The organism is Bacillus sp. NPDC094064 (assembly GCF_050279585.1).
Lineage (GTDB): Bacteria > Bacillota > Bacilli > Bacillales > Bacillaceae_G > Bacillus_A.
Genome location: NZ_JBNNUI010000002.1, coordinates 59994 through 82364, shown reverse-complemented (window position 1 = coordinate 82364; position 22371 = coordinate 59994). Strand labels below are relative to the sequence as shown.

The following is a 22371-nucleotide window of genomic DNA, read 5'->3' as shown; positions in this document are numbered from 1 at the left end:
CTTCTCTTTTCTCCTCCAACATTATAATTCCTGTGTATACACAGGCTCGTTCACCACATTTTTTGTTGTTCGTTTTTGTTGCTGTAGTAAGAAAACAGATACACCAAACAATACGAGCATGCTACCGATAATTTGCATTGCGTTTAATGTTTCTCCAAGTAGGAAGAACGCTAGTATCGATGCTCCAACTGGTTCTCCTAAAATACTCATTGAAATCGTTGTTGCATTCACATAATTTAACAGCCAGTTATTGATTACATGTGACACTGTCGGTACGACCGCAAGTAAAAGAAAAACAGTCCAGTCCCACTTCGTATAACCTGTAAAAGGCACTTGTAGCACGATATTATAAATTCCCATGAAAATACCTGCGAATGCAAAGACTGTAAAGCTGTAAATCCAGTGTGATACTTTTTTTACTGTCGTTTGACCAATAAATAAATAACCAACCACCGCTATTACACTTAAAAAGGATAATATATCCCCATAAATCGCTTGTTCACTTAGCCCTAAATCTCCCCACCCAATACACATTACGCCTAGTATCGCAATTCCCATTGTCGCAATGGCTGAGTATGTCGTTCTTTCTTTAAATAAGAAAAAGCCTCCTACTAAAGATACGATCGGTTGAAGTGCTAAAATAATCGTCGAACTAGCAACTGTTGTATGCTTTAAAGATTCAAACCATAAAAGAAAATGAAGCGCTAAAAAGAATCCAGATCCAATTAAAAATCCCCAATCTTTTATTTGAATCTTATGAAATTCTTCCCGTTTCTTCCAAACGATTGGCAGCATGATAAGTACGATAATCCATAATCGATACATACTTAAAATAGAAGATGGTGCTGAGGACATCTTTACAAAAACTGCTGCAAATGAAATGGCTATAATGGAAATTGCTAATGGTAGTGCGATTGATCTTTCTTGTTTCAAATCCTGTCTCCCCTCTCACCTGTAAAAATCCCACTTCATTATATCTGTTTTCTTTCATAACTTAAATACTAATTTTTTAGATTCTTCGTACCATTATGGTAAAATAGAAATTAAGGCACCTATTAGTGAATATTTCTTTCCTTTTCACTACAAGCGTCGCTCTTACAATCGTTACAGTAAATTTTTATTTAGGGGGATCTACATGAATCAAACAGTAGGGAGAATTGAAGAAATTTCATTTTATAGCACATCACTTCAAGAAGACGTTACGCTTCTCGTTTACTTACCAGTAAATTACACGCCATTACACAAACATACAGTTGTAATTGCACAAGATGGCAGAGATTATTTTCAGCTTGGTAAAGCACACCGTGTAATTGAAAGTCTTCGTGAAACGGAAGACATTGACCGTACAATTATTGTCGGTATTCCATATAAAAATGTACACGATCGTAAAGAAAAGTATTTCCCAAATGAAGTGAAAAATGCTGCGTATATTCGCTTCCTTGCTCATGAACTTGCACCATATATTGATGAAAATTATCCAACATATCAAATGGGCAAAGGACGTGTTTTAATTGGGGATTCCCTTGGCGGCACAGTTTCCTTTATGACTGCACTTATGTATCCGCATACATTTGGTAAAGTCGTTATGCAATCACCATTTGTTGATGAAACAGTGATGAACTTAGCAAAAGAATTCAAAGATCCACAGGCGTTAGAACTTTATCACGTCATTGGGACAGAAGAAACAGCTGTAAAGCGTACGGACGGACAAGTATCTGATTTCGTAGAACCAAACCGTAATTTGAATGCTCTTCTTACAGATCGAAATTTCATTACGCATTACGAAGAATTTGAAGGGAATCATACATGGAAGTATTGGCAAGCAGATTTACCGAAAGCCTTCTCTCATATTCTATCAATGAAATAATAGAGAGCAGTATTCAGAATAATTTGATATAATAGATAAAGAGATTTATTTTTCTCAAAATCTAACTAGACTTACAAAGGGAGGAATTGGAACATGAAATTAGGCATTGTAATTTTTCCATCTAAAATGATTCAAGATAAAGCGAACGGATTGCGTAAGCGTTATGATCCGCACTACGCATTAGTTCCGCCACATATTACATTGAAAACACCCTTTGAAACGCAAGATGATCAACTAGAATCGATTGTAAACGAGTTACATACAATCGCAAGTAAAACGAACCCTTTCACCCTTCATGTTGGAAAAGTCGGTTCATTCGCACCTGTTAATAATGTTCTTTATTTTAAAGTAGAAAAAACACCTGAACTTACTTTCTTAAATGAAGAAATGCATAATGGTTTCTTTACACAAGAACGCGAATACGCTTTCGTACCACATTTAACAATTGGACAAGGTTTATCAGATGCAGAGCATGCTGATGTATTAGGTCGATTACGTATGAAAGATTTCTATTATGAGCAACCTATCGACCGTTTCCATCTTCTATATCAATTAGAAAATGGAACGTGGACTGTATATGAAACATTCCACCTTGGAAAGGGGAACAACTAATTTGCACGCACAAATCGTACAAACAGACGAACAACTAAGAGATGCATTCTCTGTACGTAAGCAAGTATTTGTGAACGAACAACGTGTTTCTGCTGAAGAAGAATATGATGAGTTTGAAGAAACTGCTACACACGTTGTTATATATGATCATGATGTTCCAGTTGGCGCTGGCCGCTTTCGCATCGTTGATGGAATAGGAAAGATGGAGCGCATTTGCGTACTAAGTTCTCATCGCAAAAAAGGCATTGGAAAAATTGTTATGGATGCACTTGAAATACATGCGAAGGAAAACTCACTACCAAAATTGAAACTTCATGCCCAAACACATGCTGAAGATTTCTATACAAAACTTGGATACGTAACGACTTCTGATGTATTTATGGAAGCGAATATCCCGCACGTCGTAATGATAAAAGAATTGTAATTTGAAAACAGGAGGTAACCCCTCCTGTTTTTTACATTGCTATTTTCTTTTTCTTCCGCTAAAGTTAAATGTTGATGCTATAGTTTTGAAGGTGAATATATGACACAAGAAAAATTTTCACAAAAATCGTTAACACACGCTGACATTCCGCGAGCAACATATCATATTCCGAAAACATCTATTCATTTAATTATGGAAGAAGATGCAGACGCGGCGTATTTTCGTGCTCTCGAACAGCAGAACGTTTATTTAAACGAAAAACAATTAGAAGCAGTACGAACAACAGAAGGTCCTGTCCTTACATTAGCTGGTGCCGGAAGCGGGAAAACGTCCGTTTTAACAACTCGCGTCGGTTATTTAGTGAATGTAAAACAAGTTCATCCGCGAAATATTTTACTACTAACGTTTACACAAAAAGCAGCTGAAGAAATTCGAACGCGCGTAGCGAACTTACCTGGTATGAACCATGCTGCAAGCAGCTATGTTGTCGCTGGTACATTTCACTCTGTCTTTTTAAAATTGCTTCGTAGCCAAGGATATAATCAGCAAATTTTAGCAAATGAAAAACATAAACAAATTATGATAAAGAAAATTTTAAAAGAACTACGCTTGAAAGACGATTATGATGCAGAAACGATTCTCGCTATGATTTCACTTGAGAAAAACAAATTGAATCGTCCGAAAGATGTAAAAGCGAAGACACCAGTCGAGCAAGAATTTAAAGAAGTATATGAACGTTTTGAAGAGGTAAAACAACGATATAATTATATTGATTTCGATGATATCTTATTAGAAACATATTATATGCTAGAAAATAATGCGCCTTTGCTTACACAATTGCAACAACGGTTCCACTATATTGAAGTAGATGAGTTCCAAGATACATCGTATGCACAATATGAAATTGTAAAATTGTTAGCTACCCCAAGAAATAATTTATTTATCGCAGGGGATGATGACCAAGCTATTTATGGCTGGCGAGGAGCAAGTCACCAAATTATTTTATCTTTTCCAAAAGAATTTGATAACACTACGATTATTGCGCTTAATACGAATTATCGATCCAATCCATTTATCGTCGGACTTGGAAATGAGGTTATCAAACTAAATCAAGAACGTTTTGATAAAGAGCTATACTCTGTTCGTGAAGAAGGTGTACAACCATTTTACGCACGACCAGCTACGACTCTTGATGAAGCAAATCAAATTTTGCAGCTCATTCAAGAAAAAGTGGATAGCGGCGAACGTAACTTCAAAGATTTTTGTTTACTATATCGCACACACTCTGTAAGCCGTTCATTACTAGACCAGCTTACAATTCATAAAATCCCGTTTATTAAACACGGGGCGAGTCAATCATTTTACGAGCATTCTTTAATTAAGCCTGTATTAGATCATTTAAGACTGGTGATTGAACCGTTTCGACTAGAATCACTTTCAAATATATTACCAACGATGTATATCGGACGTGATGATTGCATTTCATTTATTGAACGTGAACAATGGAAATATGGTGAGGGACGTTTCCCTTCTCTTCTTCATTTCTTACTATTAAATCCGAGCTTGAAACCTTTTCAAGTGAAAAAGGTAAATGAGCGCATCGATTTTATTAAGTTTATAAAAGAATTAGAACCGAAAAAAGCATTAAAAGAAATTATTCATGGTAAAGGAAAATATTTAGAGTACTTACAAAGTAACGATCGTTCTTCCTTTACGATGCATAAAGATATACAAGAAGAAATGTTAGAAGAATTAATGGAGTCTGCCACTCGTTTCACCGATATTCCATCTTACTTACAATTTATTGATGAGGCGATTCAAGGTCAAAAAGAAATGGAAGCATTAAAAACAATGCCACAAAAAGATGCAGTTTCGCTTATGTCCATTCATAACGCAAAAGGTCTTGAATTTCCATGCGTCTTTTTACTTGGAGCGAGCGATGGGATTCTGCCCCATACTTCTTCTTTAAAAGATGCAAATGATCGCGTTACGGATACTTCTGAAGCTTTAGAAGAAGAACGCCGACTACTTTATGTTGCAATTACACGTGCAAAAGAAGAACTTTACATTTCCTCTCCGCAATTTTTCAGAGGAAAGAAATTAGATATATCTCGTTTTTTATATACAGTGCGAAAAGATTTACCTGAAAAGACATCCACTACATAAGGATGTCTTTTTCATATCACGTTATGTACATCCCCACTACATAAATTCCCTGTTTTTATCATATGAATTAACGTAATATCAACCATATCCCATTCATATTGTAATAGTGTATGTCAGAACTCACGATAAGGAGTGAACATAATGAGCTGCAATTGTAATGAAGATAACCAACATGATTTTGATTTTAATTGTGTATCGAATGTCGTTCGTTTTATACATGAATTACAAGAATGCGCAACCACAACGTGTGGATCTGGTTGTGAAATCCCATTTTTAGGAGCACATAATAGTGCTGCAGTAGCAAATACACGTCCTTTTATTTTATACAATAAAGCTGGAGAACCTTTTAAAGCATTTGCACCAGTAGGAGACCTTAAGCACTGTACTTCTTCGATTTTCCGTGTCGAGAGTATAGATGATGATGACTGCGCAGTATTACGTGTATTAACTGTAGTATATCATGATGGGACACCTGTAAAAGAAGGTGACGATCCAATTTGTACGTTTTTAAATGTGCCACATTCGAAGTTAAAATCGACTGCTGCTTGTCTTACTGTTGATTTAAGTTGCTTCTGTGCTATTCAATGCTTACGCGATGTTTCTATATAAAACTAAATACTAATTTAAGCATGGATTGGGTGGCAGAATTTTCTGCCACCCAATCCATGCTTAAAAGGTATTATTATGTATTTTTCTTAAAGTTAGGAACTTGTCTAGGGCATAGAACATGTCCCTTTCATTAACTAAAAGTAGACACAGATAAAGGAGTGAGAAACATGTTCTCTTCTGATCGTGGAGTAACTAAAATCGATTGCAAACCGCAACCAGCTAGCACACTACCTGCCTTTGGTTTTGCGTTCAATGCATCTGCACCTCAGTTTGCTTCATTATTCAAACCACTACTATTACCTAGCGTAAGTCCAAACCCAAATATTACTGTTCCCATCATAAATGATACAGTGAGTGTTGGAGACGGTATTCGAATTCAACGAACTGGTATTTATCAAATCAGTTATACATTATCCATAAGTCTTAATAATTCTAATACAATACCAGAAGCTGGCCGTTTCTTCTTATCATTAGATACACCACAAAACATTATTCCTGGCTCAGGTACAGCGGTCCGGTCTAACGTTATTGGTACTGGCGAAGTAGATGTATCCAGTGGTGTTATTCTTATTAACTTAAACCTTGGTAACTTAATTCAAATTGTACCAGTTGAATTAAGTGGAACTGTAGACATCCGTGCTGCAGCATTAACAGTTACACAAATTGGTTAGTAAAAAGCGGTGTTTCTTCATTGAAATACCGCTTTTATATTTATAATAAAAAACACTCACAGTAACATGAGTGTTTCATTCTCCATATTGTTTTATTATGTTCTTCTTTTTCCCACAATTACATCCCTTTTTCTTCACAAATCCTTGTTGCTCTAATTGCTCTTGATATGCCTGTTGTTGTGCATGGTGCTGTTGCTGTATATTATACCATTGCTGCAGATCATATGAATTTTGCCTTGGATTATTGCTCACAGCAAACATCTCCTCTACTATCAATTCTGTCTATTTACTATATGAACAACTCCTTATTTCCGTTCCCTCATTCGTTTAAACTCCGCTTTTTCTCGTATTATAAAAATATATTATTCTCCCATAAAATATCCTGTAATCGTTTCGATAATCGCTGCTGCACCCGCAATAGCTAATAATGCAAGTAACGGCTCCGCGACAATAGGGATCCACTTATATAAAACTAATAAAAAAGCACTAACCCATACACCTGTACACCAATAGCAGCTTAATAATTCGCCAATCCACTTTCTTAATCCTTTACCTTTCACCTTTGTAAAAGTTGCTACACTTCCATCTGGCTCTGTAATCTCTAATTCATCAATAAACGGTCTTCGTAAAAAGGCTGTGATTTTATCATAAACAATGAGACGAGTTAACCTAAAAGCTGCTAGTGCGAAAATAAAAAATAAAAGCCAACTTGTAAACAGCATGTTCCCACCTTCCCTTATCTTCTTTCGCCTATTTAAAAAAAAAGGTCTTGAGGTTGTGACCAAATCTCCCCGACTCCAATATCTTATTAATGTAAATACAAACAAGAAGATAAGGAGTGACATTAATGAGTTGTAACGAAAATAAACACCATGGCTCTTCTCATTGTGTAGTTGACGTTGTAAAATTCATCAATGAATTACAAGATTGCTCTACAACAACGTGTGGATCTGGTTGTGAAATCCCATTTTTAGGAGCACATAATAGTGCTGCAGTAGCAAATACACGTCCTTTTATTTTATACACAAAAGCTGGCGAACCTTTTAAAGCATTTGCACCAGTAGGAGACCTTAAACACTGTACTTCCTCGATTTTCCGCGTTGAAAGCGTAGATGATGATAGCTGCGCTGTACTACGTGTATTAACTGTGGTATATCATGATGGGACACCTGTAAAAGAAGGTGACGATCCAATCTGTACGTTTTTAAATGTGCCACATTCGAAATTAAAATCGACTGCTACTTGCCTTACTGTTGATTTAAGCTGTTTCTGTGCGATTCAGTGCTTACGCGACGTTTCTATCTAATAAGTGAAGTAAACTAAAAAACTATTGGGGTGGTAGAACATTTCTACCACCTTTACATATTTATAAACCAGCCATATCAATCGATTTGATATCTTCAATAGATAACTTAATATCTCGCATAGTATTTGGCGGCATAATGGATACAATACCATTACGGTACGATATAATCGAGCCGATATATGAGAGCGTCGCTGTTTTTATTCTGCATCTTATTTTCGGAATGTAATGAGGGCGATTTAATAAAAAATGAATTTTCTCCTCATTATTCATATCCTTAAATGATTTATTGTACGGAACCGTTCTCACTTGCTCTTCTTGTTCTTGTTCCTCTTCTTCTATTTTTTCTTCTACTTGCTGCTCTTCTTGTTGTTTTTGTTCTAGTATCTCTTCCACAGCACTACTTACAATATTTTCATTTCTATTATTTTGTTCTTTTCGATTCTCATTTTCAAAGTTTGTAAGAATAATTCTTTTTATTTTCGTCGTAGCAAGTTCTAAATTTACTTGCGTGATATATAACAACGGTTTTCCAACTGTTGAGCTTTTATTTTTATTTTTCACACTCGTCCCTCCCACTTCCATACGTAGCTGGATAAATCGTGTACTATTATAGTTATATTCATCAAGCGGCAAGAACTTTCGTAAAAATCTTTCTTTCTAAGAACAATAAAAAAGGGCAGCCTCAATGTTTAGAGACTACCCTTTAAAAATTATAATCAATATTTATCCTAAAATATGATATCCTGAATCAACGTGAATATTTTCTCCTGTTACACCGCGTGCTAAATCACTAAATAAGAATACTGCTGTATCGCCAACTTCTTCTGGAGTTGTTGTACGGCGAAGTGGTGCGCGCTCCTCGATTTCTCTTAAGATTGAGTTGAAATCGCCTACACCTTTCGCAGATAACGTACGAATTGGTCCTGCAGAAATAGCATTAACGCGAATACCATGTTGGCCTAAATCGTTTGCTAAATATTTTACGCTCGCTTCTAATGAAGCTTTCGCAACACCCATAACATTATAGTTTTTCACAACGCGCTCGCCGCCAAGGTATGTTAACGTTAAAATATTTCCGCCTTCTGTCATTACTTTCTTCGCTTCTCTTGCTACAGCTGTTAAAGAGAATGCACTAATATTTTGTGCAAGTAAAAATCCGTCGCGAGAAGTATCTACAAATTCACCTTTTAAATCGTCACGATTTGCAAAAGCAATACAGTGTGCAACACCGTGAATTGTCCCAACTTCTTGCTTAATCGTTTCAAAGCAAGCTGTAAGCTCCTCATCATTCGTTACATCACAAGGTAATACAAGTGATTCTTGTCCTTCTAATGTGTCTGCTAATTCACGAACATTTCTTTCTAAACGTTCTCCTGCATATGTGAATATTAATTTTGCGCCTGCATTATGCAAAGAGCGAGCAATTCCCCATGCAATACTTCTTTGGTTCGCAACGCCCATAACAACAAATGTTTTCCCTTGTAATAGTTCCATGATATATCCTCCCAGAAATACTTATACTTGTTATTAGTACCTGATACTTATAATTATAGTACCATAAAACCTCTTAAAGGCAAACAAAAAAGTCATTAACATAAAATTTGCTAATGACTTTTGTTTCTATAAAAAACCGTTCTAATCCTTCTTCCCAAGAAGGTATTTATAAAAAAGCGAAACCTATTACTCTTTATATTGTTTATCGAAAACTCTCCGAAAATATTTACGGTTATATTCAATTGCAGCATTATTCGGAACATAAGAAGCTGCTAATTCATTGTAATAATAAGCTTTCTCTTGATTTCCTAACTTGCTATAACAAATACACATTTGTAAATATGGTAACCATGTGTAGCTTGCTGGACTATGAAAAGGACTATCCTTTGCCATTGGTACTTCTGTTGCAAGTTTAAACCAAAATATCGCTTCATTATATTTTTCTTGTTCCATATATATATCCTATTCTTGTACAATTCTCTCCTCTTGGAATATCATAGCGAAAAGATTTCGTACAAGATTCAATTGCCTTTTCCCAATCCCCCAATTTTGCATAACAATCCCCTAACTTACCACATGCATAGATTTTCTCTTCATACCAACCTTCGTCTTGATTAAGAAATGTTTCATATAGTAAAACTGCATCCAAACATCAACCTATTGTATTTTCTTCAGCGCGAACAATCATACATAAACTAATTGTAGTCCTTTTCTTGTTCAACACCATCCCCCTCTTCCAAATCAATCATATGTTATACGTACAATAAACTTTCCATTTTTTAACTTGTTCAATAGTTCAAGATTTCTTTTCCATAATTCAAATGTCCGTGTCATTTTCTTCTAGTTTTTCACCTACTATATAATGAACGCTTTCTGGAGGTGAATCTATGTCAAATAATAATTATTCAGACGGATTAAATCCTGATAAATCTTTATCAGCTAGTACATTTGATCCTAACCTTGTAGGACCGACCGGAGATACTGGGCCGACTGGTGACACTGGACCGACCGGAGATACTGGGCCGACTGGAGACATTGGACCGACCGGAGACACTGGACCGACTGGTGACATTGGACCGACTGGTGACATTGGGCCCACTGGTGACATTGGGCCCAATGGAGGTACTGGACCGACCGGAGACATTGGACCGACTGGAGACACTGGGCCGACCGGAGACATTGGACCGACTGGCGACACTGGACCGACCGGAGACATTGGACCGACTGGAGATACTGGACCGACTGGAGATACTGGACCGACTGGAGATACTGGACCGACTGGCGACATTGGACCGACTGGAGATACTGGACCGACTGGAGATACTGGACCGACTGGAGATACTGGACCGACTGGAGATACTGGACCGACTGGCGACATTGGACCGACCGGGGCTACCGGACCGACCGGAGACACTGGACCGACTGGTGACACTGGACCGTCTGGATTAGGTCTTTCAGCAGGACTATATGCATTTAATTCTGCTACAAGTAGCCTTTCTCTCGGAGTGAATGATCCCGTACCATTTAATTTTCTCGGATTTCAGTTTGGTACAGCAATTTCTCAATTGGACGCTGATACTTTCATCATACATGAAGCTGGATTCTATAAAATTACGGTTATCGCATATACGGCAGCAGTAAGTGCATTAGGTAGCCTTGCAATTCAAGTAGGCGGTTCTAATGTACCAGGTGCAGGCACAAGCTTAATCTCGGTTGGAGCGCCTCTCGTTATCCAAGCCATTACACAAATTACAATAACCCCATCAATGGTTGAAGCTGTCGTTACAGGAACTGGATTATCTCTAGCTTTTGGTACAAGTGCATCCATTATTATTGAAAAAATCGTTTAACTTTTTACTTAGCAGTAAAACTGATATCAGTTTTACTGCTTTTTCAGTTAGGAATTCAATCATGCAACTTTCACTACCTACATAATCATATTGTTGTATGACATTTTGCAGTTGCTTATCCTGAAACTGATATTTACACCCTGTTGAATAAATACGACTTTTTACAAAATACTACAGACTATAGAACAGCTCTCCTTAGCGCCTACCAATGGTGCAAAGGTTCTTTACAATATTATCGGAGTCTACCAGATCTCATTCCAGACGCACATGTACGTCTTTCTCATTGTTTGGATATAATTATTAAAGAGTTAGATGATTAAGCTATTCGATAAAATAAAAAATGTATGAACTATATACATGATTCGTATAGCTCATACATTTTTCTAAACTACAAAACCCATTCATATAAAAAGCAGTAGAAAGGAATACATACATTGAAAGATTCAAATTCTCAATATCAAATAGACTACGTATTACTACTCATTTTATTTGCCATTGGGACTGTTAGTTGTTTTGCTATTGCAAGCGCACAAACCTCTTTACCACCATTTTTACAAAACGTAAATTTTGTACTAAAGCAAATTCAATGGTACTTCATTGGGTTTATAGCCATTGGTGTCATTATGATTATCGATTTCGATCGTTACCAAAAAATTGCCTGGTATTTATATAGCTTTGCAATGGTACTGCTAATTGGGCTAGAACTTCAAGTCCCAGGTGCTGTTACAATTAAAGGGGCTACCGCTTGGTACAGACTTCCAGGCATCGGAAATTTCCAGCCGTCTGAAATTATGAAATTGTTTTTAATTATCGTCATTGGACGAATTATAGCGGATCATAATGAAAAATATTTTTTCCGAACAATACGCGAAGATTTTATATTACTCGGAAAAATATTTGCAACGAGTTTGCCACCACTACTCCTTATTGCGAAGGAACCTGATTTAGGAAATACGATGGTCATTTCAGCGATGCTCGCAGCAATGATACTAGTGTCTGGTATACGATGGCGTTTCATTTTTGGATTAACCTCTGTCAGTTGTGCTGCAGGTTCTGCCCTAACATATATTTATTTCGCTCATACGGAATTCTTCAAAGAACATATCTTAAAAGAATATCAATTAAACCGATTCTACGGCTGGTTAGCACCTTACGAATATGATGCGCAAGGCTATCAATTAAGACAAGCATTCTTAGCTGCTGGATCAGGAGAAATGCAAGGAAAAGGCTGGGAAAATGGACAAGTATATTTTCCAGAACCACATACAGATTTTATTTTCACGAATGTCGCTGAACAATTTGGTTTTTTAGGCGCAAGTGTCATTATTTCACTTTTTTTCTTACTCATTTTCCGAATGATTCATATCGCTTTAGAAAGTAATGACCCTTTCGGTAGTTACATTTGCGCTGGTACAATTGGCATGTTTACTTTTCAAGTATTCCAAAACATCGGAATGACAATCGGGTTACTCCCTATTACAGGGATCACATTACCTCTTATGAGCTACGGAGGAAGTTCGCTACTTACATACATGATTGCGATTGGATTCATTTTAAATGTTCGCTCAAGAACGAAAATCTTTATGTTTAAATAAGCCACACAAAAAACGGTATTTTTATCTCTATCCTTTTTTAGTTATACTAATGAAAAATAGGCTGGAGGTTTACATATGAAATATGACATTATAGGTGATATTCACGGCTGCTTCCAAGAGTTTCAAAATTTAACAACGAGATTAGGATATAACTGGAATAGCGGCCTGCCGGTTCACCCTGACAAACGTCAACTTGCATTTGTTGGTGATATTACAGACCGCGGTCCTCATTCATTACGTATGATTGAAATTGTATGGGAACTCGTCATAAATCAAAAAGAGGCTTATTACGCTCCTGGAAATCACTGCAATAAACTATACCGCTTCTTCCTTGGGCGTAATGTAACAATCGCTCACGGGCTCGAAACAACTGTTGCCGAATATGAAGCATTACCTTCTCATAAACAAAGTATTATAAAAGAAAAGTTCATCACTCTTTATGAACAATCGCCTCTCTACCACATACTAGATGAAAAAAGAGTAATCGTATGTCACGCCGGGATCCGGCAAGATTACATAGGAAGACAAGATAAAAAAGTACAAACGTTTGTATTATACGGGGATATTACAGGTGAAAAACACGATGATGGCTCACCTGTCCGTCGCGACTGGGCTAAGGAATATAAAGGGGACGCCTGGATTATATATGGACATACACCTGTAAAAGAACCTCGCTTTGTAAATCATACAGTCAATATCGATACTGGTGCTGTATTTGGTGGTAAGCTAACTGTACTACGTTATCCTGAAATGGAAACTGTTTCTGTCCCTTCTTCCCTGCCTTTTGTCGCTGAGAAATTCCGCCCAATCTCATAAAGCCTCTTACTTTGTATAGTACAATTCATCAATTACAGGGGATTACCGTATTTTTAGGCGTATTTCATATAAAAACTAAATAAAGTAATGAAAAAAAGATGCAATAAAGTGCATCTTTTTTTCATTACCCTACATATAATGTCGCAGGAGGTGACAGAATGAAGAAAAAATCTTCTAAACAAAAAAGAAAATTCCCGCCTTTATATCTGCCTATGTACGGAATTAACAACTGGTGCGGTATTCGAGCTGCAGCTTTAGAAGAACTGGAAGAACAAAAGTCATCAAAAAAAAGCAAAGCAAGAACAAAATATGTCTCTTTAGAAAATACTGTAATGAGCCGCATAATCGATAATAGAAAAACGAAGATGCAGCCAAAAAGCAAACCTCTCTCTACTCCTGATGAGCAGGTAATACATTCTGAGCAAACAGAGAAAAATAAAGAGGAAAATATCCCTGTAGTAATAAATAAAAAAGCGGAACTAGAAATTCCAGCTACTATTATAAATCAAGTAAAAAAGATAAAAGAAGCATTAGCTCCATCAAATGATGTACAAACAGAAAAAACTATCATAATTCAGACCCCTACACCTGAAAATACAAAAGTAAAAAAAGGAAGCCGGTATGCACATGCAGAGGGTCTTCACTCTCATGCAGAAGGGGCAGCTTCACATGCAGAAGGGCTTCTTACACACGCAAAAGGTCCTTTCTCTCATGCAGAAGGATCCAAAACAGAAGCAACTGGACATAGTTCGCATAGTGAAGGAAGTGAAACGACAGCAGGCGGCTCTTATTCTCATGCGGAAGGTAAACATACGATCGCTTTAGGCGAAGCAGCACATGCAGAAGGAACCGCAACTATCGCTAACGGATTCTCTTCTCATGCGGAAGGTATGCATACATCAACAGCTCAATTTGCAGGTAGCCATATTATGGGGCGCTTCGGCACGGCAGAAGAATCTTATTCTTGGTTCATTGCAAATGGAACAAACGACACTGACCATAATATAGGTGCAAAATGGCTTGCTCATAATGGAGAAATGTACATTGAGGGCGCTTCTTACAATGCAAGCGGAACAGATTTTGCACAAATGTTTGAAACAGAAGACAACAAGCCAATTGATGTCGGTTATTTCGTTACATTTAGTAACGAAGAAAAAATTCGGATCGCTACTTCAAACGATTCATTCCTGTTAGGCGTGTCTAGTGCCACGCCCGCTATCATCGGAAATAGTGGTGCTTTAAACTGGAAAAATCGCTATGAAACGGATAACTTCGGAAGACGACAATATACAAAGACGGCAACTCAAGACATACAACCCCTCTTAAATACAAACTTGGATCCAACTTGCAAATATATAGCAAGAAAGGATCGGGCCGAGTGGATTCCCGTCGGCTTAATTGGACAAATGTTAGTACGTGATGATGGAACGTGCGAAACTCATGGATATTGTCGCCCAAATGATGATGGCATTGCTACAAAATCCGAAAGTGGTTTTTTCGTTATAAAACGTACGGGTGATAATCAAATTTTAATATTATTCCGCTAAGAAAAAGGGAACAAAATTCTTCATTACATAAGAATTTTGTTCCCTTTTTAAACATGTCTTAATAGCTCTTTCATATCGAGTGGAATTGTCGTAGTAAACGACATTTCCTTTTCTAAAATAGGATGATAAAACGTCAAAGATGTACTGTGAAGTGCTTGTCGTTTCATCTCATCCCTTCTTCCTCCATATAAGTCATCACCAAGCAACGGATGTCCCATATGCGCCATATGTACACGAATTTGATGCGTTCTTCCTGTCTCCAGTTCAAGCGATACATGCGTCTTATGACAGGCGCTATCAATCACTTTAAAGTGAGTAACTGCCCTCTGTCCATCCTCACAAACGGTTCGCTCAATAATGCTATCCGATTTTCGCCCAATCGGTGCGTCAATCGTTCCTTCTCGTTCTAACATCTCTCCATGAACGACTGCTTCATACGTTCGTCTCACAGCTTTTTGCTGATGCTGTTTCGATAAAAGATGATGCACAAAACGATTTTTTGCAATAAGCATAAGCCCTGAAGTATCACGATCTAACCTTGTTACAATATGCACCGTACTTGCAAGATGCTGCTTATCGTAATGAGATAAAAGCGCATTGGCCACACTCCCTACCGGATGTTCTCTAGACGGAATCGTTGACATATTCGCTTCTTTATCGATGACAAGAACTGCATCATCTTCATATACAATGCTTAACGGGATGTCTTCTGCAATCATCCCTTCACTTCTTTCTTCCACTGGAAAAAAGACACGCAACTCTTCACCAGCTTTTAGCTGATGACGAACACTCGTATGTTGGCCATTTATTTCAATTGCTCCGCCACGAAACTTTATATCCGTTAAAGCGGCTTTAGAAATCTCTTTCGTTTTTAAAAACTCCCTAACTAAAGTTCCCTCTTCAGCCGGCCCTATATCCCATTTCAACGTAAATCTGTTCAAATATATAAACCCTTTCTATTTATCTGCAACAAACGAGTCACGAACTCGTTTCCAGAACGGGAACGGACGAAAACGAACAAACCGCACTTTCTCGTTTGCAACGCGATACTGAATTGATTTCACATCTTGATGAACCATCGTTAAATGATCCACCGTAATTTGTAAGTTCATTCCTGCAGCCGGTTTCAACACACATGTATGATGCTTCGGCAATACGAGTGGCGAGCCTACAGTACGAAACACACGGTTGTTAATAGATGCCATTTCTGCAATTTGAATCGCTTCAATAGAAGGGTGAATAATTGCCCCGCCAAGCGCTTTATTATAAGCGGTACTTCCTGAAGGAGTAGAGATACAAAGACCATCACCACGGAACGTTTCAAAATACTCTCCGCGTATTTCCACTTCTGTTACTAATGTACCTTCCGCACTTTTTACAGTCGCTTCATTCATCGCCAAATACTGTGACTCTTTACTACCATTCACATAGCGAATAATCACTTCTAAAAGTGGATATTCCACCACTTGGAATGGTGTTTTCGCAATTGCAATTACTAATTTCTCTACTTCTGTCGGTAACCAATCTGCATAGAAACCTAAATGCCCTGTATGTACGCCAACAAATGCTGTTTCATCTAATCGATCATAATAGCGATGAAACGCATATAAAAGCGTTCCATCTCCCCCAACAGAAATTACAATATCGGGTTCCTTTTCATCCATTATAAATCCAAAATCTAACAAATACTCTTTCATCGTACTTGCTAGTGTATCTGATGATTGATCTCCCTTTGACATAATTGTAAATTTCATCGCCCAACACCCTTTAGTTTATGATTCGGAATCTTTCGCTTCTTGCTTTCTTGAAAAAATCTTCTGCGCTTCTTGAATTTCAAGGCGAATAGAAGACATTTCTTCATCTAATAAAAACGCTGCTTCCGCTGCACGTTGTAAGCGTATTTTAATATCTTCAGGAAAACGCCCACTATATTTATAATTTAAAGAATGCTCAATTGTTGCCCAAAAGTTCATTGCTAACGTGCGTATTTGGATTTCTACCAATACCTTTTGTTCCCCCTGTATCGTTTGAACAGGGTAACTAATGACAACGTGATAAGAGCGATAACCGCTATCTTTTTTTTGCGTGACATAATCACGTTCTTCCACGATTTCAAAGTCATTTCGTTTTCGAAGATATTCTACAACAGGCTTAATCTCATCCACGAATTGACACATCATTCTAAGACCAGCAATATCCTGCATATCTTCTCTCAACCGATCTAACGGTACATTTCTTTTTTCCGCTTTATCGATAATACTCGCAACTGATTTCACTCGTCCAGTTACAAACTCAATTGGGGAATGCTCCGTCAACATCGTAAACTGTGTACGCATTCCTTTTAGTTTCACTTTCAGCTCTGCCACCGCTTGGTGGTAAGGTGCTAAAAATTCTTCCCAATTTCGATTCATTTCAACCACCACCAAAATCAATCCATTTGCTTATAGAAATACTTTTTCTACAGCAGTTACTAATTCTTCTCCGTAATTTGCATTACCTTCAATATTTTCAACTAAATATTCTACTTCTTCTTTTAATCCTTCTAATTCCATTTCAACATCATTCACGTGAATAAACATTGCTGCATCTTTATTCATCGCTTCATGCATTGCTTCCCAGCATGTATGCGGAATACTTACATAAATGAAAGATGATTCGTTTTCTAAGATATATAAAAATGATAAATTGTCTGAGTCTACAAGTACGTGATTACGCGTACTTAACTCCTTTACCTCTATTTCAGTATTTTCTGCACAAAAAATAAGAGCATTCTCTCTCTTTTCTACGCTCTTAACTTGGATTTTATTTTGCATGCTCTAACTCCTCCATCTCAACTTCCTGTCTTACTTAACAGTATTATTGTATCATAACATGGACGCAAACAAATAAAACATTGAACCAAATTTGCGAAAAAGCGATAATGTGTTAAGAATTATTTTTCAAAAGGAGCTCATACAATGACACAAGAAATTGAAATTGAATTTAAAAATATAGTTACAGAAGACGAATTCAGTACATTATGTCAATCATTTTCTATTAATGCCTTTACAAAACAAGTGAATCACTACTTTGAAACACCGAGCTTTTCATTAAAAGAAGCTGGCTCTGCACTTCGTATTCGTCATAAAGGGGAAACTTATACATTAACTTTGAAACAACCTGCAGAAGTTGGCTTGTTAGAAACGCATCAAGTCGTAACAGAAGACGAAGCAAGAATGATGATGGAAACAAATACAATCATTGAAGGGCCTGTAGTAGATCAACTACACAAATTACAAATTCCTGTTTCCGCTTTAACTTATATGGGTAGTTTAACAACAGAAAGGGCAGAAACGTTATTTGAAGGCGGAACGCTTGTCTTTGACCATAGTTTCTATTACAATCACGATGATTATGAAATTGAATTTGAAGTACAAGATGAAGAAACAGGAAAAGCTGCATTTATTCGTTTATTAACACAACATAACATACCAATCCGTCATACAAATAACAAAGTAAAACGCTTTTTCCTTGCCAAACAAAACAAAGCACGCTAAAGTGAAAATTCCACTAGTGAATACGTTCTACTAGTGAATCCATCTCACTAAAAAAGAAAAGAAAATGATCCATTTGCAACATGGAGAATACGCAACGAATGTTTGAGAGGCTGTTTATTTGCCCTCTCGAACATTCCATTGCTACAATAGATATACATTTCATGGAAAAAGGAGTTTATAAAGGATGAGCAAGCAACCGATGACACCATTTGAAGCAATTGGCGGTGAACAATGCATTGCAATATTAGTAGACACATTTTATTCCTATGTCAGTAAACACCCTGACTTATCTCCCATCTTCCCAGATGATTTAACAGAAACCGCTAGGAAGCAAAAACAATTTTTAACACAATATTTAGGTGGTCCTAATTTGTACACTGAAGAACATGGTCATCCTATGTTACGAGCACGCCATCTTCCGTTTGAGATTACTCCAAAACGAGCAGAGGCTTGGCTATCATGTATGGAGAGAGCAATGGATGATACAGGAGTGCACGGTCATATAAGAGAGTTTGTTTTTGAACGTTTAGCATTAACTGCTCAGCATATGGTTAATACTCCAGACGAAACAGGTGAAGTGTAATGGATAAGCAGGAAGCAAAGCATATAAATATGCCATCTCCTTCCGCATGTGAGCATAAGTCTGTAGAAGCATATTTATTTATTGATCCACTTTGTAAAGATTGCTGGGAAATTGAGCCCTTTATTATTAAACTATGGCTTGAATACGGGAAATACTTCTCTATTCGTCATATCGTAACAGGGAAAGTGGATGGAACGAACGCTTCCTCACACAAATGGAATAAACCTGCTAATATTCGATTTGTGTGGGAAAAGACAACAAGTTTACAAGGTTTTTCATGTGACGGAAAGGTACATATGCAAGAAGCATCATCAACACCATATTTAGTTTCGATGGCCATTAAGGCCGCGGAATTACAGGGCCGAAAAGCAGGTTCGAAGTTTTTGCGAAAGCTCCAAGAATACATTTTCCTTAAAAATGTATCAAACCCTGACTGCGAATTATTACTTGCATGTGCGAAAGATAGCGACATTGACGTAGAAGAATTTAAAAAAGACCTACATTCTGCTAGCGCAAAAAAAGCTTTCCAATGCGACTTGAAATTCACGAATGAGATGCATATTACAGAAATACCTTCCCTCGTCTTTTTTCATGCGAATTCAGATGAAGAAGGTATTAAAATTGCTGGAACTTATTCCTATGACGTATACGTACAATTATTGAAAGAGCTCATAAAATGTGAAATTGAACCAGAACCGTTACCACCTTTAGAAGTATTATTAGAAGCAACACAATTTATCTCTTCAAAAGAAGTAGCATTTATATATGACTGCCCGCAACAAGAAATCGAGCGCGAACTAAAAAAATTGCAACTGAAACGAAAAGTACAAATGATTGAGGTAAAATGTGAACGGTATTGGAAATGGATAGCAAAAGAAAAAGACCTGGTGTAAACACCAGGTCTTTTCTTTACGGCTTATAAAAATATTAAAGGGGATGGGAGAAATTTTCACGTTCAAACAAAGGGGTATATGTTTGTATGTGAATTCGTTCACGCTTATTATATTACAAGATTCGACGTCAGATGACAACCCCTTTTGTCGAATTTCACACTTTTGTCACATTCTAAACGTTTTCATTTTTGAATAAGCTATATAAAAGCTCTTTAGGAGGTGTTTCTCATTAAAAAATCCTATATTTTACTCATTTTTTTATGTGTTCTCGTTTCTTTTTTCTTGTATATTCTCTCTCTATTACAAGCTTTCCCTAAAATTATTGCCTTCCCTCTTTTATTTGGAGTCATCGTCATTGCTCTTTCCTCTTTCAATCATAGAAAACGATTTAAAAGGTTTTAACTTCAAAAATCAACTGTAAAAATGTCTTCTAATTTAGAAAAAGCAAGGGAACTTACCACTTTTTTTCGACAAATATCGACAAATTACTTTTAACAAGAAAAGACGAGGATAACTCCCTCGTCTTTTCTATTACTTTTCTTCAAATAGTAATGCTTCTAATTCATTTAATTTTTCTTCGAATACTTGTAATGCTTCTTTTACCGGTTCTGGAGATGCCATATCTACCCCTGCTCTTTTCAACACTTCAATCGGATAATCAGAGCTTCCTGCCTTTAAGAATTCGTTAATGTAACGTTCTACCGCTGGCTGACCTTCTTCTAAAATTTGTTTCGATAAAGCTGTTGCCGCACTAAATCCTGTTGCGTATTGATATACGTAATAGTTGTAGTAGAAGTGCGGAATGCGAGACCACTCTAAGCCAATTTCTTCGTCGATTACTAAAGCGTCACCGAAATATTTCTTATTTAAATCGTAGTAGATTTCCGTTAACATGTCTGGCGTAACAGCATGTCCTTCTTGTACTTTCTTATGAATAATATGCTCAAACTCTGCGAACATCGTTTGACGGAATACAGTACCACGGAATCCTTCTAAGTAATGATTTAATAAATATAGACGCTCTTTCTTATCTTCTGTCGTTTTTAATAAATAATCATTTAGAAGCGCTTCATTACAAGTTGATGCTACCTCTGCAACGAAGATTGAATAATCCCCATATACGTGCGGCTGTGTCTTTCTTGTATAGTAACTATGCACCGAATGACCAAACTCATGAGCAAGTGTAAATAAATTATTCACATTATCATGCCAGTTCATTAAAATATACGGATTTGTCCCGTATGCGCCAGATGAATATGCTCCGCTTCGTTTTCCTTTATTCTCATACACATCTACCCAACGATTTTCATATGCTTCTTTCAAAATTTCAACATACTCATCACCAAGTACGTTTAAAGATTTTACTAACAGGTCTTGTGCCTCTTCATATTTCACGTTCATTTTCACTTCTGGTACGAGCGGTGTGTATAAATCGTACATATGAATCTCATCAAGTCCTAGTGCTCGCTTACGAATATCAATGTAACGATGTAATAAATGTAAATTGTCATTTACTGTTTCAACGAGTTGATCGTATACTGCTTCTGGAATATTATTATTGCTTAATGCAGCTTGGCGAGCAGAATCATATTTACGAACACGTGCATTGAAATTATTACGTTTCACTGCTCCGCTTAACGTACTTGAGAATGTGTTCTTAAACTTCCCATACGTCTCATAAACAGCTTTAAATGCATCTTCGCGAACACGGCGATCATCACTTTCTAAAAACTGAATGTAACGGCCATGTGTAATTTCTATTTCTTCTCCATCTTCACCTTTAATAGATGGGAATTTTAAATCCGCATTATTCAACATACCGAATGTATTACTTGATGCGTTCATAACTTCAGACGCTTCTGCTAATAAAGCTTCTTCCGCTTCAGATAATACGTGCGGACGTTGACGTGTAATTTCTTCTAATGCATGTTCATATATACTTAAATCTCTATTTTCTTGTAAGAAAGTTTGTAGCGTAGCTTCTGAAATAGATAAAATTTCAGGTACGATATAAGCTGTGCTACTAGATACTTGTGAATATAAATTTGTTGCGCGATCATTTAACGCTTGATACACAGAGTTTGTTGTATCTTGATCGTAACGCATATGTGCATATGTATATAGCTTACCTAATCGCATTGAAATTTCATCTTCATATTGCAATGCCTCAAGCAAATTGTCTGCAGAGTCTCCAAGCTTCCCTTTAAATTCAGTTAACTTTGGCAATAGCTCTTTAATAGCTTGAAATTCCTTTTCCCATTCTGCATCTGTTTGGAAAATATCTTCTAATCGCCACGTATTTGCTTCTTCAATCTCATTACGATCTGGCAATGTTTTTGCTTTGTTTTGTTCAGACATTCTTTAAGCCCTCCTTTAAATATCTCTACTTAAGTACAATTCGT

Annotated in this window: 24 protein-coding genes and 2 pseudogenes; 15 read left to right on the top strand and 11 right to left on the bottom strand. The window is 36.9% G+C overall.

Annotated elements, in window-relative coordinates:
* Positions 1–21 precede the first annotated feature (21 nt).
* Positions 22–933, bottom strand: coding sequence for a DMT family transporter (locus ACQKNI_RS04970; RefSeq protein ID WP_088231409.1), 912 nt, complete (start codon positions 931–933; stop codon positions 22–24).
* A 202-nt stretch (positions 934–1135) separates the two neighbouring features.
* On the opposite strand from ACQKNI_RS04970, the gene ACQKNI_RS04965 reads away from it, so the two are divergent.
* From ACQKNI_RS04965 to exsF, 6 genes are all read left to right on the top strand, one after another.
* On the top strand, positions 1136–1867 hold the full coding sequence (locus ACQKNI_RS04965) for an alpha/beta hydrolase (protein ID WP_088231410.1): 732 nt from the start codon (positions 1136–1138) through the stop codon (positions 1865–1867).
* A gap of 93 nt (positions 1868–1960) precedes the next feature.
* Positions 1961–2479 (top strand): YjcG family protein, encoded by a 519-nt coding sequence (locus ACQKNI_RS04960; RefSeq protein ID WP_088231411.1) that lies wholly within the window; start codon positions 1961–1963, stop codon positions 2477–2479.
* Between the two features lies 1 nt (position 2480).
* A complete protein-coding gene (locus tag ACQKNI_RS04955) occupies positions 2481–2903 on the top strand; it encodes a GNAT family N-acetyltransferase (protein ID WP_088231412.1) in 423 nt (140 codons plus the stop codon).
* Between the two features lie 99 nt (positions 2904–3002).
* Entirely contained in the window at positions 3003–5069 is a 2067-nt protein-coding gene (locus tag ACQKNI_RS04950; RefSeq protein ID WP_427282238.1) for an ATP-dependent helicase, read from the top strand.
* A gap of 141 nt (positions 5070–5210) precedes the next feature.
* Positions 5211–5678 carry a CotY/CotZ family spore coat protein gene (locus tag ACQKNI_RS04945; RefSeq protein WP_098252435.1) on the top strand — a complete coding sequence of 156 codons (468 nt, stop codon included), beginning with the start codon at positions 5211–5213 and terminating at the stop codon, positions 5676–5678.
* Between the two features lie 167 nt (positions 5679–5845).
* Positions 5846–6349: an exosporium protein ExsF gene (exsF, locus tag ACQKNI_RS04940; RefSeq protein ID WP_088231415.1), complete on the top strand. Its 504-nt coding sequence runs from the start codon at positions 5846–5848 to the stop codon at positions 6347–6349.
* A gap of 75 nt (positions 6350–6424) precedes the next feature.
* On the opposite strand, the gene ACQKNI_RS04935 is transcribed toward exsF, so the two are convergent.
* Positions 6425–6610, bottom strand: a complete 186-nt coding sequence (locus tag ACQKNI_RS04935) for a cytochrome C oxidase subunit III (RefSeq protein ID WP_088231504.1) — start codon at positions 6608–6610, stop codon at positions 6425–6427.
* 101 nt (positions 6611–6711) lie between these two features.
* Positions 6712–7071 (bottom strand): DUF1360 domain-containing protein, encoded by a 360-nt coding sequence (locus tag ACQKNI_RS04930; RefSeq protein WP_088231416.1) that lies wholly within the window; start codon positions 7069–7071, stop codon positions 6712–6714.
* Between the two features lie 125 nt (positions 7072–7196).
* Here ACQKNI_RS04930 and ACQKNI_RS04925 point away from each other — a divergent pair, with 125 nt between their 5' ends.
* Entirely contained in the window at positions 7197–7655 is a 459-nt protein-coding gene (locus tag ACQKNI_RS04925) for a CotY/CotZ family spore coat protein (RefSeq protein ID WP_088231417.1), read from the top strand.
* A gap of 60 nt (positions 7656–7715) precedes the next feature.
* Here the strand turns inward: ACQKNI_RS04925 and ACQKNI_RS04920 are convergent, their stop codons facing one another.
* The 3 genes and pseudogenes from ACQKNI_RS04920 to ACQKNI_RS04910 form a co-directional block, all read right to left on the bottom strand.
* The gene (locus ACQKNI_RS04920; protein ID WP_088231505.1) at positions 7716–8237 is read right to left on the bottom strand and encodes a CotO family spore coat protein; all 522 of its coding nucleotides are present in this window, start codon (positions 8235–8237) and stop codon (positions 7716–7718) included.
* 141 nt (positions 8238–8378) lie between these two features.
* On the bottom strand, positions 8379–9149 hold the full coding sequence (fabI, locus tag ACQKNI_RS04915) for an enoyl-ACP reductase FabI (protein ID WP_000421885.1): 771 nt from the start codon (positions 9147–9149) through the stop codon (positions 8379–8381).
* 186 nt (positions 9150–9335) lie between these two features.
* Positions 9336–9795: pseudogene (locus ACQKNI_RS04910) on the bottom strand (tetratricopeptide repeat protein); the annotation flags it as partial.
* A gap of 241 nt (positions 9796–10036) precedes the next feature.
* Between ACQKNI_RS04910 and ACQKNI_RS04905 the strand changes: the two are divergent.
* The 5 genes and pseudogenes from ACQKNI_RS04905 (at position 10037) to ACQKNI_RS04885 (ending at position 14957) form a co-directional block, all read left to right on the top strand.
* Positions 10037–10999: a BclA C-terminal domain-containing protein gene (locus tag ACQKNI_RS04905; protein ID WP_427282236.1), complete on the top strand. Its 963-nt coding sequence runs from the start codon at positions 10037–10039 to the stop codon at positions 10997–10999.
* 152 nt (positions 11000–11151) lie between these two features.
* Positions 11152–11319: pseudogene (locus tag ACQKNI_RS04900) on the top strand (glycosyltransferase family 2 protein); the annotation flags it as partial.
* A 114-nt stretch (positions 11320–11433) separates the two neighbouring features.
* Positions 11434–12594 (top strand): FtsW/RodA/SpoVE family cell cycle protein, encoded by a 1161-nt coding sequence (locus ACQKNI_RS04895; protein WP_088231418.1) that lies wholly within the window; start codon positions 11434–11436, stop codon positions 12592–12594.
* A 75-nt stretch (positions 12595–12669) separates the two neighbouring features.
* Positions 12670–13410, top strand: coding sequence for a bis(5'-nucleosyl)-tetraphosphatase PrpE (gene prpE, locus ACQKNI_RS04890; protein WP_088231419.1), 741 nt, complete (start codon positions 12670–12672; stop codon positions 13408–13410).
* Positions 13411–13568: 158 nt separating this feature from the next.
* Positions 13569–14957: a peptidase G2 autoproteolytic cleavage domain-containing protein gene (locus ACQKNI_RS04885; protein ID WP_088231420.1), complete on the top strand. Its 1389-nt coding sequence runs from the start codon at positions 13569–13571 to the stop codon at positions 14955–14957.
* A 47-nt stretch (positions 14958–15004) separates the two neighbouring features.
* On the opposite strand, the gene ACQKNI_RS04880 is transcribed toward ACQKNI_RS04885, so the two are convergent.
* Genes ACQKNI_RS04880 through ACQKNI_RS04865 form a run of 4 tightly spaced genes read right to left on the bottom strand, consistent with a single transcriptional unit; the run spans position 15005 to position 17770 of the window.
* A complete protein-coding gene (locus ACQKNI_RS04880) occupies positions 15005–15898 on the bottom strand; it encodes an RluA family pseudouridine synthase (protein ID WP_088231421.1) in 894 nt (297 codons plus the stop codon).
* Between the two features lie 15 nt (positions 15899–15913).
* Positions 15914–16711, bottom strand: a complete 798-nt coding sequence (locus tag ACQKNI_RS04875) for an NAD kinase (protein ID WP_088231422.1) — start codon at positions 16709–16711, stop codon at positions 15914–15916.
* Between the two features lie 18 nt (positions 16712–16729).
* Complete coding sequence (locus ACQKNI_RS04870) at positions 16730–17368, bottom strand: GTP pyrophosphokinase (protein WP_001081488.1); 639 nt, start codon at positions 17366–17368, stop codon at positions 16730–16732.
* Positions 17369–17398: 30 nt separating this feature from the next.
* Positions 17399–17770, bottom strand: coding sequence for a hypothetical protein (locus ACQKNI_RS04865; RefSeq protein ID WP_088231423.1), 372 nt, complete (start codon positions 17768–17770; stop codon positions 17399–17401).
* 144 nt (positions 17771–17914) lie between these two features.
* Between ACQKNI_RS04865 and ACQKNI_RS04860 the strand changes: the two genes are divergently transcribed.
* The 3 genes from ACQKNI_RS04860 to ACQKNI_RS04850 all read left to right on the top strand — a co-directional run bounded on the left by ACQKNI_RS04860 (position 17915) and on the right by ACQKNI_RS04850 (position 19969).
* A complete protein-coding gene (locus ACQKNI_RS04860) occupies positions 17915–18493 on the top strand; it encodes a CYTH domain-containing protein (protein WP_098252437.1) in 579 nt (192 codons plus the stop codon).
* 184 nt (positions 18494–18677) lie between these two features.
* Entirely contained in the window at positions 18678–19076 is a 399-nt protein-coding gene (locus ACQKNI_RS04855) for a globin (protein ID WP_088231425.1), read from the top strand.
* Positions 19076–19969, top strand: a complete 894-nt coding sequence (locus tag ACQKNI_RS04850; RefSeq protein WP_088231426.1) for a ClpXP adapter SpxH family protein — start codon at positions 19076–19078, stop codon at positions 19967–19969. The genes ACQKNI_RS04855 and ACQKNI_RS04850 overlap by 1 nt, the downstream gene beginning before the upstream one ends.
* A gap of 531 nt (positions 19970–20500) precedes the next feature.
* Here the strand turns inward: ACQKNI_RS04850 and pepF are convergent.
* Positions 20501–22327: an oligoendopeptidase F gene (gene pepF, locus ACQKNI_RS04845; RefSeq protein WP_088231427.1), complete on the bottom strand. Its 1827-nt coding sequence runs from the start codon at positions 22325–22327 to the stop codon at positions 20501–20503.
* Positions 22328–22371 lie beyond the last annotated feature (44 nt).

Bases quoted from the DNA above. Each gene is read 5' to 3' on its own strand.
- ACQKNI_RS04965 (WP_088231410.1), top strand. From the start codon at position 1,136: ATGAATCAAACAGTAGGGAGAATTGAAGAAATTTCATTTTATAGCACA.
- ACQKNI_RS04960 (WP_088231411.1), top strand. From the start codon at position 1,961: ATGAAATTAGGCATTGTAATTTTTCCATCTAAAATGATTCAAGATAAA.
- ACQKNI_RS04950 (WP_427282238.1), top strand. From the start codon at position 3,003: ATGACACAAGAAAAATTTTCACAAAAATCGTTAACACACGCTGACATT.
- ACQKNI_RS04945 (WP_098252435.1), top strand. From the start codon at position 5,211: ATGAGCTGCAATTGTAATGAAGATAACCAACATGATTTTGATTTTAAT.
- exsF (WP_088231415.1), top strand. From the start codon at position 5,846: ATGTTCTCTTCTGATCGTGGAGTAACTAAAATCGATTGCAAACCGCAA.
- ACQKNI_RS04935 (WP_088231504.1), bottom strand. From the start codon at position 6,610: ATGTTTGCTGTGAGCAATAATCCAAGGCAAAATTCATATGATCTGCAG.
- ACQKNI_RS04930 (WP_088231416.1), bottom strand. From the start codon at position 7,071: ATGCTGTTTACAAGTTGGCTTTTATTTTTTATTTTCGCACTAGCAGCT.
- ACQKNI_RS04925 (WP_088231417.1), top strand. From the start codon at position 7,197: ATGAGTTGTAACGAAAATAAACACCATGGCTCTTCTCATTGTGTAGTT.
- ACQKNI_RS04920 (WP_088231505.1), bottom strand. From the start codon at position 8,237: ATGGAAGTGGGAGGGACGAGTGTGAAAAATAAAAATAAAAGCTCAACA.
- fabI (WP_000421885.1), bottom strand. From the start codon at position 9,149: ATGGAACTATTACAAGGGAAAACATTTGTTGTTATGGGCGTTGCGAAC.
- ACQKNI_RS04905 (WP_427282236.1), top strand. From the start codon at position 10,037: ATGTCAAATAATAATTATTCAGACGGATTAAATCCTGATAAATCTTTA.
- prpE (WP_088231419.1), top strand. From the start codon at position 12,670: ATGAAATATGACATTATAGGTGATATTCACGGCTGCTTCCAAGAGTTT.
- ACQKNI_RS04885 (WP_088231420.1), top strand. From the start codon at position 13,569: ATGAAGAAAAAATCTTCTAAACAAAAAAGAAAATTCCCGCCTTTATAT.
- ACQKNI_RS04875 (WP_088231422.1), bottom strand. From the start codon at position 16,711: ATGAAATTTACAATTATGTCAAAGGGAGATCAATCATCAGATACACTA.
- ACQKNI_RS04870 (WP_001081488.1), bottom strand. From the start codon at position 17,368: ATGAATCGAAATTGGGAAGAATTTTTAGCACCTTACCACCAAGCGGTG.
- ACQKNI_RS04865 (WP_088231423.1), bottom strand. From the start codon at position 17,770: ATGCAAAATAAAATCCAAGTTAAGAGCGTAGAAAAGAGAGAGAATGCT.
- ACQKNI_RS04860 (WP_098252437.1), top strand. From the start codon at position 17,915: ATGACACAAGAAATTGAAATTGAATTTAAAAATATAGTTACAGAAGAC.
- ACQKNI_RS04855 (WP_088231425.1), top strand. From the start codon at position 18,678: ATGAGCAAGCAACCGATGACACCATTTGAAGCAATTGGCGGTGAACAA.
- ACQKNI_RS04850 (WP_088231426.1), top strand. From the start codon at position 19,076: ATGGATAAGCAGGAAGCAAAGCATATAAATATGCCATCTCCTTCCGCA.
- pepF (WP_088231427.1), bottom strand. From the start codon at position 22,327: ATGTCTGAACAAAACAAAGCAAAAACATTGCCAGATCGTAATGAGATT.